The organism is Amycolatopsis lexingtonensis (assembly GCF_014873755.1).
Taxonomy (GTDB): domain Bacteria; phylum Actinomycetota; class Actinomycetes; order Mycobacteriales; family Pseudonocardiaceae; genus Amycolatopsis; species Amycolatopsis lexingtonensis.
In genome coordinates this window covers 1,400,764-1,416,743 of sequence record NZ_JADBEG010000001.1, presented here as the reverse complement: position 1 = coordinate 1,416,743, position 15,980 = coordinate 1,400,764, and the positions used below count along the sequence as shown (strand labels likewise).

Genomic DNA, 15,980 nt, shown 5'->3' with positions numbered 1-15,980 from the left:
GCGCGAAGGAATCCCATGTTGTCCGTTGTCGTGCTGACCCTGCTCGCCGCCACGGTCGCGGCGGCCGTCGGTCTGCTGTGGAGGATGTACCGGGCCGACGAGCCCCTGTTCGGCGGGCTCGGCATCTGCCTGCTGGTCGGGCCCGGAGCGCTGCTGGCGTTCCTGCAGGTGGGCTTGGCTGTTTAGCCCAGGTCCGCCTCCGGCCGGAGCTCGATCGTCGTCCCGGGCTCGTGCAGTTCGAGGACGACGATCGAGTTCGTGCCTTTCCGCCACAACGGCTTTGGCGCGTACAGCGTGCGCTGCGGCCCGATCGTCCAGTACCGGCCGAGGTTGAAGCCGTTGAGCCAGACCACGCCCTTTTCCCAGCCGGGCAGGGCGACGAAGCCGTCTTCGGGTGCCGCGATGTCGGTGGTGAAGCGGTGGAACGCCGGCCCGGCGGCGCCGCCGGAGCCGAAGCGCAAGCCGGACAGGTCGTCGAGCGGGAGCGGGCGGATCTCCCAACCGAACAGCTTCTGCTGCGTGCTCATCGCCACCCAGCCGTCGATCCCCTTGCGGTCGGCGAGATAGGGGCCGTAGTTCACCCGCCCCATCGCGTCGACCAGGATGTCCAGCCGCGTCGACGGCTTCGTCAGCTTCAGGTCCAGTGTCCCCGACGGCCGGTTGCGGTCCAGCACGCCCAGCGGCGAACCGTCCACGAAAACGAGGGCGCGGTCGGCCAGGCCGTGGATGCTCAGCGGTCCGGAATGCGGGCCCTGGACCGTGGTGCGGTAGTGGATCAGGCCGGTCGCCTGGCCGAGGCGTTCCATCGGTACCGGCTGTGCGGACCGGACCGGCTTCGACAGCACGTCCAGGGAATCCAGCAGCGGCACCGAACCCGACGGCGCCAGCGTCCGCGCCACGAGCCGGGCCGACCGGGCGGGCACCGGTGCGGAGACGCCGGTGTACCTCGTCAGCACGGGCCGCAGCGCGGTGAACTTGGCGCCGAGGTCGCCCGCCTCGCCGACCGGGGAGTCGTAGTCGTAGCTGGTCACCGTCGGCTGGTAGGTGGTGCCGGAGGTGTTGGCCCCGGCGGTGAACCCGAAGTTCGTGCCACCGCAGGCCATGTAGAGGTTGATCGACGCCCCGGTGGCCAGCAGAGAATCCACATAGGACGCCAGTTGCGCCGGGTCGCGCGTGTTGTGCTGGTCGCCCCAGTGGTCGAACCAGCCGTCCCAGTACTCGGCCATGAGGACCGGCTGGCCCGGCTGGAACGTCTTGAGCGCGGCCAGGCTCGGTGCGGGGTCGCCGTCACCGGTGCCTGCCTCGAAGGTGCCCGGCAGCGAGCCGAACCGCAGGAAGAAGTCCGACGCGCCGTCCGCGGCGAACAGCAGGCTCGTCATCCCCCGGCTTCGCAAGCCGTCGCGCAGGTGGGCCAGGTAGCTCGTGTCGTTGCCGTAGCTGCCGTATTCGTTCTCGATCTGGACGGCGACGATCGGGCCGCCGTGCTGGGCCTCCAGTGGCGCCAGCCGCGGGATCAGCTGGTCGTACCAGGCGTCGACGGCCGTCAGGTACGCCGGGTCCGCGCAGCGCAGCTCCAGGTCCCGGTCGGCCAGCAGCCACGCCGGGAGCCCGCCGAACTCCCATTCCGCGCAGATGTACGGGCTGGGCCGCACGATCACCGGGAACCCGAGCTCGCCCGCGAGCCGGATGAACGCCGGAAGGTCGCGCCAGCCGCCGAAGTCGGCGCGGCCCGGCTTCGGCTGGTGGAAGTTCCACGGCACGTACGTTTCGATCGTGTTGAGCCCCAGCGCTTTCAGCCGTTCGAGGCGGTCCCGCCACTGGTCCGGGTGGATGCGGAAGTAGTGCACGGCACCCGAGACGATCTGGAACGGCTTGCCGTCCAGCAGGAACTTCTCGCCCGACACGCTCAGCCCGCGCCGTCCCGCGGCACCCGCCGGGCCGGCCAGCACCGCGCCGGCCGTGATCGCCGCCGCGCCGCTGAGGAAGCTCCGCCTGCTCACGTTCATGCCCGCCCCCGAAGCTGGACGAGCAAGCTGTCGAGGACGCCGTCGCCGACGAGGGCCTGCCGGACGCCCCACCGGTTGGTGTCGCCGGTCTTCACCGCCTGCGCCCGCGTGACGAGGTCGTCGCCGGCCGCGGTGAGGCGGTCGGCCTTCGCCTGGTCGCCGCGGGTGGCGGCGGCCAAGGCGTCGAGCCGGGTCACCAGCGCACCGCCCCACAGTGTGGTGGCGTCGAGCCACGGGCGTGCGTCGGTGACGAACGCGCGCTGCACCCGCCCGTCCCGGATCACGCCGGCGGCGTCACGGATGCGGACCGCGTACGCCCGCAGGTCGGCCAGGGCCCGGTGGTCCCCCGCGTCCCAGCCCTTCCAGAAGGCCGCGGCCTTCGCGGCCAGGACCGGTGCCTGCGGCTGCCACGGCGTCGGCCCGAACGTCGGGGCCAGGTGCTCGAGGTCGGCGAACACGGTCAGCGCCGCCGTGGCCCGCGGGTCACCGCCCGCCAGCCGCGCCAAGGCTTGCGGCCACGACCGCTGCGGCGCATACCCGGCGTCGTTCCAGGCGAAGCCGGCCGCGCCGAACTCGGCGACCTCGCTGGCGGCCTCCTGGTTCATCGGGTTGGCGACGATCCCGTTGAGGTACTTCGAAAGCCCGGCTTCGCGCTGGGCGTAGGGCGCGAGCAGCAGCCGCCCGGCCGACTGCTCGTAGTCGTTGACCGGGTAGTTGTCCCAGAGGAACACCTTGCGTCCGTACACAGTGGACACCTGCGCGGCTTCGTCCGTGGTCACGCTCGGCGGCACGACGTCGGTCCCGGTCCACTGCACGACGACCGAGGGGTCGAGGTGCTCGCGCAGCTCGGTCTTGTACGGCGAGTCCTTCAGGTCGCTGTACTCGGTCGGCACGGTCTGCAGCGGCCGGACGCCGTCGTGGGTCTTGACGAACTTCTCGGTGATGGTGTTGAGCAGCGAAACCTGCGCCGTGCCCGCGGCCGCCTGGCCGGGTGCCCCGAAGGCCGTCCGGTCGGCGTCGCAGTTCCACTTCGTGTACGAGATGTCGTCGAACGGGATCGAGAACGACCGGACGCCGAGGTCGTAGCCGGACTGGAACTTCGCTTCCACCGCCGCGATGTCGGCCGCCGACGAGAAGCAGACGGAGACGCCCGGCGAGAGCGCGTAGGTGAACTCGACGTGGTGCGCGTTCGCCGACCGCACGAGCTGCCCGAGCGTCGCCAGCTCGTCGGCCGGGTACGGGTCCCGCCACCGCGCGCGCAGGTACGTGTCGTCCTTCGCGCTGTAGATGTAGGTGTTGGCCTTGACCTCGCCGAGAAACGCGATCTGGCGCAGCCGGTCCTCCGTCGTCCACGGCGGACCGTAGAAGCCCTCGATCGACCCGCGCAAGGCCATGTTCGGCCAGTCGCGGACAGTCGCGCCGCTCAGCGCCCAGCCGTGTCCCGAGTGGACGAACAGCTGCCGCAGCGTCTGCACGCCGTAGTACTGCCCGGCACCGTCGCGGCCGCCGATGGTGATGCCCCCGCGCGACACGCTCAGCGCGTACCCCTCGGCCTGCTCCGGAACGTCGCGACCAGTGCCGCCGAGCCGGATGGCCAGGCCGTGGCCGCCCGCGGTGACGCCGTGGTCGCGCAACACCGACGTCAGCAGCTCCTTTGCCGCCGGGTCGGTACCGGCGTCGGTGACGAGCGCGACCGACGAGGGCAGCGGCACGTCCGCGGACGTCCGGCTGATCTGCTGCGGCGTCGGGGAAACGACCGGAAGCGTGCCACTCGCGGCAGCGGGTAGTGCGGTTCCGGTGAGGGTGGCGGCCACCGTGACGACGGCGGCGAACAGGGCTCGGTGGCGGGTCATGGCGGCCTTTCAGACGGCGGTGCGGTACAACGCGAAGGTGGCCAAGTACGGCGTGGCGCGGGACTGCGTGACGACGACGCGGAGGTGAGCGGCGGTCACCGGCGCGGGCAGCGTGACCAGCCGCGTGTAGCCGATGGTCGTCACCGTGGCGAGGGTCTGCCAGATGCCGTCGATCTCGGCCTGCACCTGTGCGCCTTCGACGTGCTGGCCGCGGGTGATGTCCTCGCCGAGCCGGATCTGGTCGAACGTGACCGGCCGGGGCAGCCGGACGTCGAGCGGCCGGTCCAGTCGTTCCGCCGTGGTCAGCGAAGCATCCGTGACCGACGGCGGGCCGCCCGCGGCGAGGTTGCGGGCCTGCGTCCGGGCGATCGCCTGCCCGAAGCCGGCCAGCGCGGCGGTGTCGGCGGCGGCGATCCGGCCGTCCGGGCCGGGCGGGACGTTGAGCAGCAACGACGAGTTCCGCCCGACCGTGCGGCGGTAGATCTCGACCAGCTGTGCCGGCGATTTCGGCTGCTCGCCGGGGTGGTAGAACCAGCCGGGCCGGATCGAGACGTCGGATTCCGCGGGTGCCCACTGCAGGTACCGCACCGACGGGTCGGCCAGCTTCGCCCGCGAGCCGAGGTCTTCGGCGGTCGCGCCGCCGAGGAACAGCTCCTCGTTGTGCGCGGTGGCCGGATCGCCGGTGGTGGGCAGCGGGCTCCACTCGGTTTCGCGTGCCTGCCCGGCTTCGTTGCCGACCCAGCGCACGCCGGCGGGCCCGGCGAAGGTGACGGTGTCCGGGGACAGCGCGTGGATCAGCCGGAACCACGTCGTGAAGTCGTAGGTTTCGCTGACGCCGTGGTCGCGCCACGGGTTCGCGCCGTCCAGCCACAGTTCGTCGATCGGGCCGTACTGGGTGAACAGCTCGTAGATCTGGTTGAGGTAGTAGGTGTTGTAGTCGTCCTCGTCGACGGTGAACCGCGGCAGCTTCCCGGCGGCGAGCGCGGCCGCGCGGTCGTCGTGCGGGACGAGCGTCGGGATGGTCCGGCGGGTGACCGCGCTGCCGGTCCCGTAGCGCGCCTGGCCCTGCGGCGCGCTCGCCCGGTCTTCGTAGGTGGCCTGTTCTTCGATGCTCAGCGGCTGCCCGGCGGCGACCTTGGCTTCGATCCGCCGCACCTCGTCGGCGAAGAACTGCTTCGGCAGCTCGGCACCGTCGGCGGGCGACAGGTAGACGCCGACCTTGAGCCCGGCCGCGCGTGCCGAATCGACGTAGTCGCGCAAGACGTCACCGCGCGGGTTGGCGCAGCCGGCCCGCGCTTGCCAGTACGCCGACGGGTCCTGGGCGCGGTTCGCCTCCGCCGCCTCCCTGGCCGGGGCCGCGCAGCCGGGCGTGACCCACCACGGGCTCGCGACGACGGAATGGTTGGTGTAGCGCGTCGGGTAGAGGACGAAGCCGTCGTGGTGCTTGGCGGTGAGCATCACCTGCGTGACACCGGCGGCCTTGAGCGACCGCATCCACTGCGCGGTGTCGACGGCCGGCGGGTCGAAGGTGGATTCCCGCTCCGCACCCGAGCCCCATTCGCGGTCGGTGAAGGTGTTCATCCCGAAGTGCGTGAACGCGGTGACCGGCCGCTGCTGCCAGGCCAGCTGACCTTTTCGCGGAACGACGGCCGCGGCCTTGGCGACCACGCGCTCCGGGCTGTCGCACGCCCGGACCGTCATGATGCTGGCGGGCCGGATGGGGCCGCCGCACCCGTCGGCCGAGGCGGCCGGGACCGAGACCACCGTGCCGGAAACGACGGCGGCCGCGAGGACCAGACCGCGAAACGTCATGACTCTCCTCGTGACGGACCGCGGCCACAGACCCGGCGGCGGCAGGACGGGGTGGACGTTCGTCAGGTTAGGGCGGCCAGCCATCGGATGTCTAGACCTGACGAAGTGACAACGAATGTCGTGGACCGGTAACCCGGTCGGCGTCCGGTAGCCTGTGTTCACTATTCGAACAGCGGTACCAGACTTTCGGCGGAGGCCCTCGTGACCAAACCGACGCGGTCCCCGGACACCCGCGCCGACCAGGCGGACATCCAGGCCGTCAGCCGGGTCAGCCAGATCCTGTCCCTGTTCGACCCGGCGACGCCCGAGGTCACCGCCGGCGAGGTCGCCGAGCGCCTCGGCCTCAACCGCACGACGGCGTACCGCTACTGCACCTCCCTGGTCGCGGCCGGGCTCCTGGAGCGCAGCAACGAAGGCGGTTACGCGCCGGGCGGGCTCCTGCTGCAGCTGGGCGCGTTCGCGATCGGCCACCGCCGGGTGGTCAACCTGGCACCGCGGCACATGCAGGCGCTCTCGCGGGCGACGCAGACGAGCGTGGTGCTGAGCCTGTGGGGCCTCACCGGGCCGGTGGTGTCGCGGGTCGAAGAGAACGTGTCGACGATCGTGGTGGTGTCCGTGCGCGTCGGCAGCCACCTGCCGCTGGACACCGCGCAGAGCAAGGTGTTCCTGGCCTACCACGCCGACCAGCTGTCGATGGAACGGCTTATCGGCACCCTCTCCGGCACGGCACGGGACGAGCTGCGCGCCGACGTCGACCGCGTCCGGGCGGTGGGACACTGCTCGGCGATGAGCACGCCGGGGATAGTGGCCGTGGCGGCCCCGGTCTTCGACGAGTACGGGATCTGCGCGACGATCGCGATCGTGGGCCCGGACAACACGTTGTCGATGGGCGACGACACCCCCGAGCTGCGCGTCGTGGTCGACACCGCGCGGGAGCTCACCCACGAGCTGGGCGGGCACTACCGCCCGGACGACATCCAGCGCGCGGTGTAGGGCAGCCACGCCGGGGACGGCAGCGGCGGCACGTCCGCGTACTCGCGGGTGCCGGCCAGCGCGCTGCCGATGAAGTCGTCGCGGATTCCGGCAACGCCGTCGGCCAGCTCCCGGAGCACGGCCGGGCCGCCGATCCACAACGCCGTCACGACTTCGACCGCCCGCGCACCGGCGGCGAGGAACCGCAGCACGTCCTTCGCCGTACGGGCGCCGTTGGTGCCGATCACGGGCACGTCGAGCCGCTGGAACGCCTTGCCCACCCAGTACAGGCTCATCGGCAGGCACCCCGGTGAACTCCACGCGCCCCACGAGCCCAACACCGAACCGCCGTCGAGGTCGGGCAGGAAGCCCGGGTAGCGGCCGACCAGCCCGACGGCGTCCGCGCCCGCCGACCGGGCCGCACGGGCCAGCGCGACGACGTCGGACGCCTGGCCCGGCAGCTTCACGAACAGCGGCACCTCGACGGCGGCCCGCACGGCCCGTACCGCCTCGGCCACACCGTCCACTTCGGTCAGTTGCCGCACCGCGCGGGCCTCCCGGCCGTGCGGGGCACCGATGTTCAGCTCCACCGCCGGGACGACCGAAGCCAGCGCGTGCCCGATCCGCGCGGCCCCGGCCGGTTCGCCCAGGGTGATGCTCCCGATCACCGGGCAACCCCTTGCTGCGCCGTGGGAAACGGCGGAGGCCAGCATCGCCAGCCAGTCGTCGAGGTCCACTTGCGCGAGCCCGGAGCGGTTGAGCAGCCCGTCGCCGAGCCCGGCCGAACCCGGTGACCGCACCTCACCGGCCGCGGAAACGAAGGCGTAGTCCGCGATGGCCAGTTGCTCCCGGGCGGCGGCGCTTTCGTTGACCGACTTGGCCACCACCGCCCCGGCGCCCGCGTCGACGCACGCGGTGATCCCGTCGAGGGTCATGGTCAGCTCCGAAGAGCCGACCCACACCGGATTGGCGGTGGCAAGCCCGGCGACGTCCACTCAGGACAGTTTCGGGATCGTGCTGTCGTCGGCCATGTCGACGTCCTTCGTCTCCGGACCGAGGAAGCCGCCCAGGCTGATCAGCAGGCCGGCGAGCACGATCAGGACGCCCGGGGCGAGGTGCGCGGGCATGAACCCGTCGAACCGCTGCAGGTAGAACTGGTAGAACGCCGGGGCGATGAGCGCGAGGCTGTAGCCGACGCCGTAGCCGGTCGACCGGATGCTCGCCGGGAACCGTTCGGTCAGGTAGGCCGCGATCGGGCCGAACGTGCCGACGGTGAACACCCCGATGAGCACGCCGAAGCCGAGTGCCGCGCCGAAACCGCCGTTCGACGCCATCAGGAGCGTGTACGAACCCGCGCCGAGCACGACCATCGAGAAGCCGTAGCCGATGTAGAACCGCCGTCGCCCGATGCGCTGGGACAGCATGCCGAACAGCGGGTAGGACAGCGCGGCGGACGCGTTGATCACCAACATCGTCAGCGTGACTTCTTTGCTGGACAGCATGAGGTGCGCCTTCAGCTGCGCGGGCGTCACGGCGGCTTCCATGTTGGTCGCGAGCCAGGTGCCGGTCATCAGGATGAACACCTGGCCCAGCGCCCGCGGGTACTTCTTCAGCAGCCGGACGAACGGGAGCTTGTGCTTCTCGCCGGTCAGCTGGGCCGGCGGCTCGTGGACCTGCTTGAGGTAGTAGCGGAACAGCACCGCGGCCAGCAGCGCGCCGACGAAGAACGGGATCCGCCAGCCCCACTGGACGTACGCGCTGTGCAGGCCGGCCGACGGCAGCAGCTGCAGCATCAGCAGCGTGAGCGCGGCGATCACCGCGTACGCGGCGGGTGAGGTCGAGGTGATGATCGAGGCGTAGAGCCCGCGTTTGTGCTTCGGGCTCCACTCCATCGCCAGCGGCACCGCGGTCGTGTACTCGCCGCCGAGGAAGATGCCGTCGACGAACCGCAGCGCGATGAGCGTGCCGACCGACCACATCCCGATCGTCTCGTGCCCGGGCAGGCACGCGGTCAGCAGCGTGATGGTGCCGAACCCGCCGACCGCGACCAGCGTCGTGCGCTTGCGGCCGACCGTGTCGGCGAAGTGCCCGAAGATGACCGCGCCGAGCGGGCGGCCGATCAGCGTCGAGGCGAACACCAGCGACGCCAGCAGCGCGGTCGTGCTCGCGCTCAGGTTGGCCGCCTGGAAGTACGCGGTCGCCGGCGCCAGCACGACGATCGGCAGGTAGATGTCGAACTGGTCGACGAAGTAGGCGAGCGTCCCGCCGCGCACCGCGGCGCGCACCTTGGCGGGGTCCGGGCCGTGCGGGGTACCGGGTCGCGCGGCCGTCTCCGCGGCGCTGGGCGGTGTGGACATCGTCGTCCTCCGTTTTCGAACCTAGTGTTCACGAAGCGAACGTCAGTCACTCTAAATACCGCCACCTGTGAACACAAGAGCGGTCACAGGGTTGACAGCCGGTCTTATAGTGAACTTTGACTTCATAATGCGAACGAGAGGCACGCTGATGAGCCCCGCCATCGCCGCCGTCCTGGACGGCCTGGTCGACATGCACGTCCACTCCGGGCCGAGCCCGTTCCCCCGGCGCTTCGACCACGTCGAGGCCGCGCAGGACGGCGCCCGGATCGGGCTGCGCGCCATGGTCGCGAAGTCCCACCACCACAACACCCAGATGGACGTCCTCGCGATGAAGGGCCGCCTCGCCGACGTCAAGGCGCAGGTCTTCGGCGGCATCGCGCTGAACAGCACCGTCGGCGGCCTCAACGTGCACGCGGTCCGGATGACCCTGCGCATGGGCGGCAAGGTCGTCTGGTTCCCGACCATCTCCTCCGGCCGGCACATCGACTGCCACCCCGAGGACGGCGCCTTCCCGACCACCACCGTCCCGCTGACGCTGGAGCGCATCGACATCGTCGACGGCGAAGGCGCGCTCAAGCCCGAGGCGATCGAGATCCTCGACGAGATCAAGGAGCAGCAGGCCGTTCTCAACGGCGGCCACATGTACCCCGAGTACATCAAGACGCTGTTCCAGGAGGCGCACGAGCGCGGCATGAAGCGGATGGTCGTCAGCCACCCCGACTTCGTGATCGGCGCCGACCCGTCGCTGTGCCGCGAGCTGATCGAGCTCGGCGCGTTCATCGAGCACGAGGTCGGCATGTACGACCCCGAGGGCACGCAGAAGTGGGACCCGAAGAACCTGCTGACCTGGATCGAGGCGCTCGGCCCGGAGCACACGGTGCTGGCGTCGGACTTCGGCCAGAAGGCCAACCCGAAGCCGGTCGACGCGTGGCTGCGCGTCGGCGAAGCACTGCTCGACCTCGGCCTGCCGGAGAAGGACCTGCGGCGGATGGTCCGCGACAACCCGACGTACCTGCTGAACCTCGACGCCTGAAAGGACCCGCTCGTGTACGAAAAGGACGATCCCCGCTCGGCACTGGCCACCGCGGCCCGGCCCGACAGCGGCGACGCGATCGCGGCCGCGCAGTACCTCGACCTGCGGGAAACGCCGGTCGTGCGGGCCCAGAACGTCATCCTGATCCACACCGACGCCCGTGACGGCGACGACCTCGACAACGGGACCCTCGAAGGCGAGCTGGCGATCGTCGTCACCGACGCCTCCCCCGCGTTCACCGTGCTCACCGCCGACGGCGCGACCAAAGTGGACTCGCCGGGCCTGGTCGTGGTCCCGCCCGGCGCGTCGCGGATCAGCGTGCACGGCGACGGGCCGCTGGTCCGGCTGGTCGAGGCCACCGAACCGGCGTGGCGGGAGCGCGTCGCCAACGCGGACGCCTACGCCGAGGACCACCCGCGCGTCGCCTTGCTGGAGCGCTGGCCGGCGCCCGCCGAAGAGCGCGTCCGGTTCTACCCGCTGTCGGAGGTGCCGGACGACCCGAAGCGGTTCGGGCGGATCTTCCGGACCCGGTCGTTCATGGTGAACTTCCTGCCGCTGCAGGACGGCCCGCGCGACCCGCGCAAGCTCTCGCCGCACCACCACGACGACTTCGAGCAGCTTTCCCTGGCCGTGCAAGGGGAATACGTCCACCACATCCGCACGCCGTGGCTGCCCGACAGCACCACCTGGCGCGAGGACGAGCACGTGCGGATCGGCAGCCCGTCGGTGACGATCATCCCGCCGCCGACCGTGCACACCTCCGCGGCGAGCGACCCGGGCGTGAACCAGCTGATCGACATCTTCAGCCCGCCGCGGGTGGACTTCTCGGAGAAACCGGGGTGGGTCCTGAACGCCGACGACTACCCGATGCCGTGAGCGGGCGAACCGGCGGCGGACTGTTCACCCGCCCGCACACCCCGGTGGGCACCTGGCTGAAGATCGCCTCGACCGAGCCCGCCGAGATCATGGCGTTCGCCGGGTTCGACTTCGTGGTCATCGACCTCGAACACGCACCGCTGGACCTGGTGACGGCGTACCGGCTCATCAACACGGCTGCGGCGCTGGGCATGACGCCGCTGGTGCGGGTGCCGGACAAGACGCCGTCGACGATCCAGAAGATCCTCGACGCGGGTGCCATGGGCATCCTCGTGCCGCACGTCGACACCGTCGAGGAAGCCGCCGCGGTCGGGCGGGCGTGCCGGTTCCCGCCGCACGGCGTCCGCGGGGCCGGCGGTACCAGCCGGGCGGGAGCGTGGGGCCTGCGCCCGAACGCGGAGTATCTCGCAGAAGGCAACGACGACGTCCTCTGCATCCCGCAGCTGGAGAGCGTCGAAGCGATCAAGGCGGCGCCGGAGATGCTGGCACTGGACACAGTGGACGCCGTGTTCGTCGGCGCGGCGGACCTGTCGATGTCGATGGGGTCGACCCCCGCGTCGCCGGACGTGCTCGACCTGGTCGCGTCGGCGATCGCGGCCGCGCACGACGCCGGGAAGAAGTGCGGGCTGGCGTTCGGCGGCGTCCCCGAGCGGGCCGCGCGGGCGGTCCGGGACGGCTGTGACTTCGTCCTGCTGAGCAACGACACGACCATGCTGGCCGAAGCCGCGCGCGGGCTGGTCACCGCTTTCCGGGAAGCGGCTTCATGACGTTGTCCCTGCCGCGCACCGCGTTGTCGATCGCCGAGCTGGACGACCTCGACCACGATGGCGCCGTCCGGTTCGTGCGCGCGCTCGAAGAGTTCGGGCACCGGATGGTGTGGATCCCCGAAGTCGCCGGGCGCGAGGCGTTCACGACGGCGGCGCTGGTGCTGTCGGCCACCGAAAAGCTGATCGTGGGCAACGGTGTCGCCCGCGCGCTCGAGCGCGTCCCGAAGTCGGCGGGGTCGGCGGCGCGGGACCTCGCGGCCGGCTACCCCGGGCGGTACGTGCTGGGGCTCGGGGTCAGCGGGGCGGTCCGCGAACGCGGAGTCGGCCCGCTACCGTTCCTGCGCTCCTACCTCGACGGCGTCGACAAGGTGGCGTCCGGGGTCCCGCGGGTGCTCGGCGCGTACTCGGCCGGGATCACGAAGCTGGCCGCCGAGCGGGCCGACGGGCTGATCACGTTCCTCGTCACGCCCGAGCACACCCGCTGGGCGCGCGAGACGGTGGGCGACCTGTTCCTGTCGGTCGTCCAGTGGGCGGTCGTGGGCCGCTCGCGCGCCGAAGCGCGTGAAGTCGCGCGGCAGCGGCTGGCCTACTACCTGACCCTCCCCCACCAGATCGCGAAGCTGACCCGGCTGGGGTTCACCGAAGCCGACCTCGCGCCGCCGGGGTCCGACCGGCTCGTCGACGCGCTCGTCGCCTGCGGCACGCCCGCGCAGGTGCGTGAGGCGGTGCGAGCCCAGTACGACGCGGGTGCGACCCAAGTCGCGGTGACGCTGGTCGGTCCGCTCGACGAGGTCAAGCTCGACGCTTACCGCGCACTCGCTTTGGAGGAGAACTGATGCGCCCGGCCGAAAAAGTCATCATCACCACCGCGATCACGGGCTCGGTGAACATCCCGTCGCAGAGCCCGTACCTGCCGCTGTCCGCCGACGAAGTGGCCGACGCGGCGCTGGAAGCCATCGAAGCCGGGTCCGCCGTCGTGCACCTGCACGCCCGCGAACCGGACGGGCGGCCGACCGCCGACCCCGCGGTCTTCGAGAAGATCGTCGGGCGGATCACCGCGCAGGCCGACGCCGTCGTCAACATCACCACCGGCGGCGCGTCGTCGATGACGATGGACGAACGCCTCGCGGCGGCGCGGCAGCTGCGGCCGGAGCTCGCGTCGATGAACATGGGGTCGATGAACTTCGTCTACTCCGGCATCGCGGACAAGGTGACGGAGTGGAAGCACGACTGGGAAAAGCCGTACGTGCTCAACACGTACTCACACCCGTTCGTGAACACCTTCGACCGGATCGAGGACACGCTGCGGACGCTCGGTGAGTCGGGCACCCGGTTCGAGTACGAGTGCTACGACATCGGGCACCTGTACTCGCTGGCCCACTTCGTGGACTTGGGGCTGGCGAAGCCGCCGTTGCTGATCCAGGGCGTGTTCGGGGTCCTGGGCGGGATCGGCGCGGACCACGCGAACCTGGAGCACATGGTGCGCATCGCCGACAAGCTCTTCGGCGACGACTACTACTTCTCGGCGTTCGCGGCCGGGCGCGACCAGGTGGCGTTCGGCACGCACAGCGCGTGGCTCGGCGGGCACGTGCGGGTCGGGCTGGAGGACAGCCTGTGGCTCGGCAAGGGGAGGCTCGCGAAGAGCAACGCCGAGCAGGTCCGCAAGATCCGGGCCGTCGTCGAAGATCTCGGCAAACCGATCGCGACCCCGGCCGACGCCCGGGCGATGCTGGCACTGCGAGGAGGACGGGCATGAGTGAGCTGACGGGGAAAGTGGTCCTGGTCGTCGGGGCCAGTTCGGGCATCGGCGCGGACGCCGCGCGGGTGTTCGCTGCGGACGGCGCCTCGGTGATGCTGGTGGCCCGGCACGAGGAACCCCTGGCGAAACTGGCCGCCGAGCTGTCCGACTTCGACGTCGCCTTTACGACGGGCGACGTCGCTTCGGCGTCCGATGTGGACGCTTTCGTTTCGGCGACGGTGTCCCGCTTCGGCCGCCTGGACGGCGCGTTCAACAACGCGGCCATGGGCGGCGGCGGCCGGCTCGACGCCGTTTCGGAGGCGGACTTCGACCGGATCATGGCGGTGAACGTCAAGGGCACGTGGCTCTGCCTGCGCGCGGAAATCGGCGTGATGGAAGCGCAGGGCTCCGGCTCGATCGTCAACGTCAGCAGCATCGGCGGGCTGCGCGGCAGCTCGGGCATGGGCGCGTACCAGGCGACGAAGCACGCGGTGATCGGCCTGACCCGCACCGCGGCCCACGACTTCGGGCCGCTGGGGATCCGGGTCAACGCGATCGCCCCGGGCCCGACGGAGACCCCGATGCTGGACGAGCTGCGCCGCACGATCCCGGGCGGCGTCGAGGCCCGCATCGCCGCGACGCCCCTGCGCAAGGTGGGCACCGGCGCGGAAGTCGGCGCCACGGCGGCGTTCCTGCTCAGCGACCGCGCCAGCCACCTGAGCGGGGTGATCCTCCCGGTGGACGGCGGCTTCACGGCCTGACCCCGCGCACGAAGGCCGTGAATGCCACATTGAGGGACATAGTGTCCGTGAATGTGGCATTCACGGATTTCAGGCCAGGTCGGGGATCAGCTCCCCGATCAAGCGGATGCTCTTCAGCACCTTGTCGTGCGGGATGCCGCCGATCTGCTGGAGGCACATCATCCGGTCGATGCCCAGCTCCGCGTACGCGCGCAGCTTCTTGCGGCACGTCTCCGGGCTGCCCACGATCAGCGAGTCCTGCGCGCTCAGCACCTCGAACACCTCGTCGTCGGCGACCCGCTCGCCCTGCAGGATCCGGGCGATCAGCAGGTTCGCCTCCGACGGGGTGTCCGCCGCCTCGCCGCGCAGGAACTCGCCCGTCAGGCCGCCGCCGTCCGGGGCGGACAGCAGCTCCTCGTTGCGGGCGTTCTGGCGCACGAACTCCGTCGCCGCTTCGAAGAACGTCAGCGCCGTCACCGTGTACCAGGCGGCGGCCGCCGCGGCGCCGTTCCGCATCGCCTCCTCGTCGGTGTCCGCGCAGTGGACGAACGTGAAGAAGCCGACCTGGTTGTTGACGTACGCGCCGACCGGCTCCGTGCACGCCTCGGCCGCCGCGCGGTAGAGGCCGATCAGGCGGCCCGCGCGGTCCAGCGACTCCCACATCGTCGTGCCCAGCACGCCCACCCCGCGCCGGCCCGCCTCCTCGAACGACGCCGGGCTCGCCGCCGCCTGCCAGAGCGGCGGGTGCGGCCGCTGCAGCGGCTTGGGCCCGATCGGCACGTCGTCGATCCGGTAGTCGTCGCTCTCGTGGGAGAACCGCTCCGACGTCCACATCTTCGGCACCATCTCGAACGCCTGCCGCGTCTGGGCGCGGGCCTCGGCCGGCTCGATGCCGAACAGGCGCCACTCCGGGATCGTCGAGCGGGTCAGGCCCAGCTCGACCCGGCCGCCGCTGAGGTGGTCGAGCGTCGCCGCGCGTTCGGCGACGCGGATCGGGTGGTTGAACCGGCCCGGTGCGAGCACGGCGGAGTGGCCGAGCCGGATCCGGCTGGTGCGCTGGGAAAGCGCGGCCAGCATCAGCTCCGGCGCCGAGGAGAGGCTGAACTCCCCCGCACCGTGGTGCTCGACCTGCCACCAGCAGCCGTACCCGAGCTCGTCGGCCAGGACGGCCTGTTCGATCGCCTGGCGGAACCGCAGCTGCTCGTGCCCTTCCGGCCACGGGCGGGGGTTCTGGATCTCGTTGAACAGGTCGATCCGCATCCACGGCCTCCGCTCGTCGGGTCACCGAAGGGTCAGTCCCCGAGAGCGACCGGGCCGTTACGGAAGTCGCACGTTCGGCCGAACCGTCAGCCCGGCCCCAGGTCGGCCGACAGCCAGTGCTCGGGGCGCAGGAACACCGTGATGTGCTCGCCCAGCTCCTTCCTCTCGTAGGCGACGAACTCTTCGGCCGCGCCCGACGGCAGGTACCGGGACGCCATCTCCAGGGACCGTTCGTCGGAATCCGGCTCGGTCCTCGTCACCGGTCCCTCCACCGAGACGTACCGGACCGTCGGCGACGTCCGCTGCGCCAGCAGGCTGAACCTGCCCGCGGCGAGGATCGCCCGCGTCTTGCGCGCTTCGGGGCCCGTGCGCACCCACAGCTCGCCGCCGGGTTCGTACTGGTACCAGATGGGCACCACGAGCGGTGCCCGGTCCGGCCGCTCGACCACCGACAGCGCTCCGACGTGCGGTTGCGCCAAAAATTCTTCGCGTTCCTCCTTGGTCAGCACCATGACCCGGAAGCTACCCGCGGGGTCCGACAAAAACGTACGCTGGCGCGACGAGGT

Annotated in this window: 15 protein-coding genes; 8 read left to right on the top strand and 7 right to left on the bottom strand. The window is 71.1% G+C overall.

Annotated elements, in window-relative coordinates; genetic code table 11:
• Window positions 1–15: 15 nt before the first annotated feature.
• A complete protein-coding gene (locus H4696_RS06910) occupies window positions 16–186 on the top strand; it encodes a hypothetical protein (protein ID WP_158104438.1) in 171 nt (56 codons plus the stop codon).
• Here the strand turns inward: H4696_RS06910 and H4696_RS06905 are convergent.
• The 3 genes from H4696_RS06905 to H4696_RS06895 are packed head-to-tail and all read right to left on the bottom strand — an operon-like array spanning window position 183 to window position 5,671.
• Window positions 183–2,006, bottom strand: a complete 1,824-nt coding sequence (locus H4696_RS06905) for a beta-galactosidase (RefSeq protein WP_086865153.1) — start codon at window positions 2,004–2,006, stop codon at window positions 183–185. The two genes, H4696_RS06910 and H4696_RS06905, sit on opposite strands and share 4 nt — an antisense overlap.
• Entirely contained in the window at window positions 2,003–3,859 is a 1,857-nt protein-coding gene (locus tag H4696_RS06900) for a glycoside hydrolase family 84 protein (RefSeq protein WP_086865154.1), read from the bottom strand. The genes H4696_RS06905 and H4696_RS06900 overlap by 4 nt, the downstream gene beginning before the upstream one ends.
• 9 nt (window positions 3,860–3,868) lie before the next feature.
• Entirely contained in the window at window positions 3,869–5,671 is a 1,803-nt protein-coding gene (locus H4696_RS06895) for an alpha-L-fucosidase (RefSeq protein ID WP_192782116.1), read from the bottom strand.
• A 201-nt stretch (window positions 5,672–5,872) separates the two neighbouring features.
• On the opposite strand from H4696_RS06895, the gene H4696_RS51160 reads away from it, so the two are divergent.
• On the top strand, window positions 5,873–6,664 hold the full coding sequence (locus H4696_RS51160) for an IclR family transcriptional regulator (RefSeq protein WP_086856254.1): 792 nt from the start codon (window positions 5,873–5,875) through the stop codon (window positions 6,662–6,664).
• Here the strand turns inward: H4696_RS51160 and H4696_RS06885 are convergent.
• Together H4696_RS06885 and H4696_RS06880 are read right to left on the bottom strand one after the other, a co-directional pair.
• Window positions 6,631–7,638: a beta/alpha barrel domain-containing protein gene (locus tag H4696_RS06885; protein WP_086856253.1), complete on the bottom strand. Its 1,008-nt coding sequence runs from the start codon at window positions 7,636–7,638 to the stop codon at window positions 6,631–6,633. The genes H4696_RS51160 and H4696_RS06885 overlap by 34 nt on opposite strands.
• Window positions 7,639–9,000 (bottom strand): MFS transporter, encoded by a 1,362-nt coding sequence (locus H4696_RS06880; protein ID WP_086856252.1) that lies wholly within the window; start codon window positions 8,998–9,000, stop codon window positions 7,639–7,641.
• A gap of 148 nt (window positions 9,001–9,148) precedes the next feature.
• On the opposite strand from H4696_RS06880, the gene H4696_RS06875 reads away from it, so the two are divergent.
• From H4696_RS06875 to H4696_RS06850, 6 genes are read left to right on the top strand one after another with little or no spacing between them, the layout of a single operon-like run.
• The gene (locus tag H4696_RS06875) at window positions 9,149–10,033 is read left to right on the top strand and encodes a DUF6282 family protein (RefSeq protein ID WP_086856251.1); all 885 of its coding nucleotides are present in this window, start codon (window positions 9,149–9,151) and stop codon (window positions 10,031–10,033) included.
• A 12-nt stretch (window positions 10,034–10,045) separates the two neighbouring features.
• A complete protein-coding gene (locus H4696_RS06870; RefSeq protein ID WP_086856250.1) occupies window positions 10,046–10,909 on the top strand; it encodes a cupin domain-containing protein in 864 nt (287 codons plus the stop codon).
• Window positions 10,906–11,676, top strand: coding sequence for an HpcH/HpaI aldolase family protein (locus H4696_RS06865; protein ID WP_086856249.1), 771 nt, complete (start codon window positions 10,906–10,908; stop codon window positions 11,674–11,676). The genes H4696_RS06870 and H4696_RS06865 overlap by 4 nt, the downstream gene beginning before the upstream one ends.
• Complete coding sequence (locus H4696_RS06860) at window positions 11,673–12,512, top strand: LLM class flavin-dependent oxidoreductase (protein ID WP_086856248.1); 840 nt, start codon at window positions 11,673–11,675, stop codon at window positions 12,510–12,512. Before H4696_RS06865 ends, H4696_RS06860 begins: the two co-directional genes overlap by 4 nt.
• Complete coding sequence (kce, locus tag H4696_RS06855) at window positions 12,512–13,432, top strand: 3,5-dioxohexanoate:acetyl-CoA acetone transferase (protein WP_086856247.1); 921 nt, start codon at window positions 12,512–12,514, stop codon at window positions 13,430–13,432. Before H4696_RS06860 ends, kce begins: the two co-directional genes overlap by 1 nt.
• On the top strand, window positions 13,429–14,175 hold the full coding sequence (locus H4696_RS06850; RefSeq protein WP_086856246.1) for an SDR family NAD(P)-dependent oxidoreductase: 747 nt from the start codon (window positions 13,429–13,431) through the stop codon (window positions 14,173–14,175). Before kce ends, H4696_RS06850 begins: the two co-directional genes overlap by 4 nt.
• Before the next feature lie 69 nt (window positions 14,176–14,244).
• Here the strand turns inward: H4696_RS06850 and H4696_RS06845 are convergent, their stop codons facing one another.
• Window positions 14,245–15,414 carry an LLM class flavin-dependent oxidoreductase gene (locus H4696_RS06845; protein WP_086856245.1) on the bottom strand — a complete coding sequence of 390 codons (1,170 nt, stop codon included), beginning with the start codon at window positions 15,412–15,414 and terminating at the stop codon, window positions 14,245–14,247.
• Between the two features lie 86 nt (window positions 15,415–15,500).
• Window positions 15,501–15,926 carry a pyridoxamine 5'-phosphate oxidase family protein gene (locus tag H4696_RS06840; protein ID WP_086856244.1) on the bottom strand — a complete coding sequence of 142 codons (426 nt, stop codon included), beginning with the start codon at window positions 15,924–15,926 and terminating at the stop codon, window positions 15,501–15,503.
• Between the last annotated feature and the right edge of the window lie 54 nt (window positions 15,927–15,980).

Bases quoted from the DNA above. Each gene is read 5' to 3' on its own strand.
- H4696_RS06910 (WP_158104438.1), top strand. From the start codon at position 16: ATGTTGTCCGTTGTCGTGCTGACCCTGCTCGCCGCCACGGTCGCGGCG.
- H4696_RS06905 (WP_086865153.1), bottom strand. From the start codon at position 2,006: ATGAACGTGAGCAGGCGGAGCTTCCTCAGCGGCGCGGCGGCGATCACG.
- H4696_RS06900 (WP_086865154.1), bottom strand. From the start codon at position 3,859: ATGACCCGCCACCGAGCCCTGTTCGCCGCCGTCGTCACGGTGGCCGCC.
- H4696_RS06895 (WP_192782116.1), bottom strand. From the start codon at position 5,671: ATGACGTTTCGCGGTCTGGTCCTCGCGGCCGCCGTCGTTTCCGGCACG.
- H4696_RS06880 (WP_086856252.1), bottom strand. From the start codon at position 9,000: ATGTCCACACCGCCCAGCGCCGCGGAGACGGCCGCGCGACCCGGTACC.
- H4696_RS06875 (WP_086856251.1), top strand. From the start codon at position 9,149: ATGAGCCCCGCCATCGCCGCCGTCCTGGACGGCCTGGTCGACATGCAC.
- H4696_RS06860 (WP_086856248.1), top strand. From the start codon at position 11,673: ATGACGTTGTCCCTGCCGCGCACCGCGTTGTCGATCGCCGAGCTGGAC.
- kce (WP_086856247.1), top strand. From the start codon at position 12,512: ATGCGCCCGGCCGAAAAAGTCATCATCACCACCGCGATCACGGGCTCG.
- H4696_RS06850 (WP_086856246.1), top strand. From the start codon at position 13,429: ATGAGTGAGCTGACGGGGAAAGTGGTCCTGGTCGTCGGGGCCAGTTCG.
- H4696_RS06845 (WP_086856245.1), bottom strand. From the start codon at position 15,414: ATGCGGATCGACCTGTTCAACGAGATCCAGAACCCCCGCCCGTGGCCG.
- H4696_RS06840 (WP_086856244.1), bottom strand. From the start codon at position 15,926: ATGGTGCTGACCAAGGAGGAACGCGAAGAATTTTTGGCGCAACCGCAC.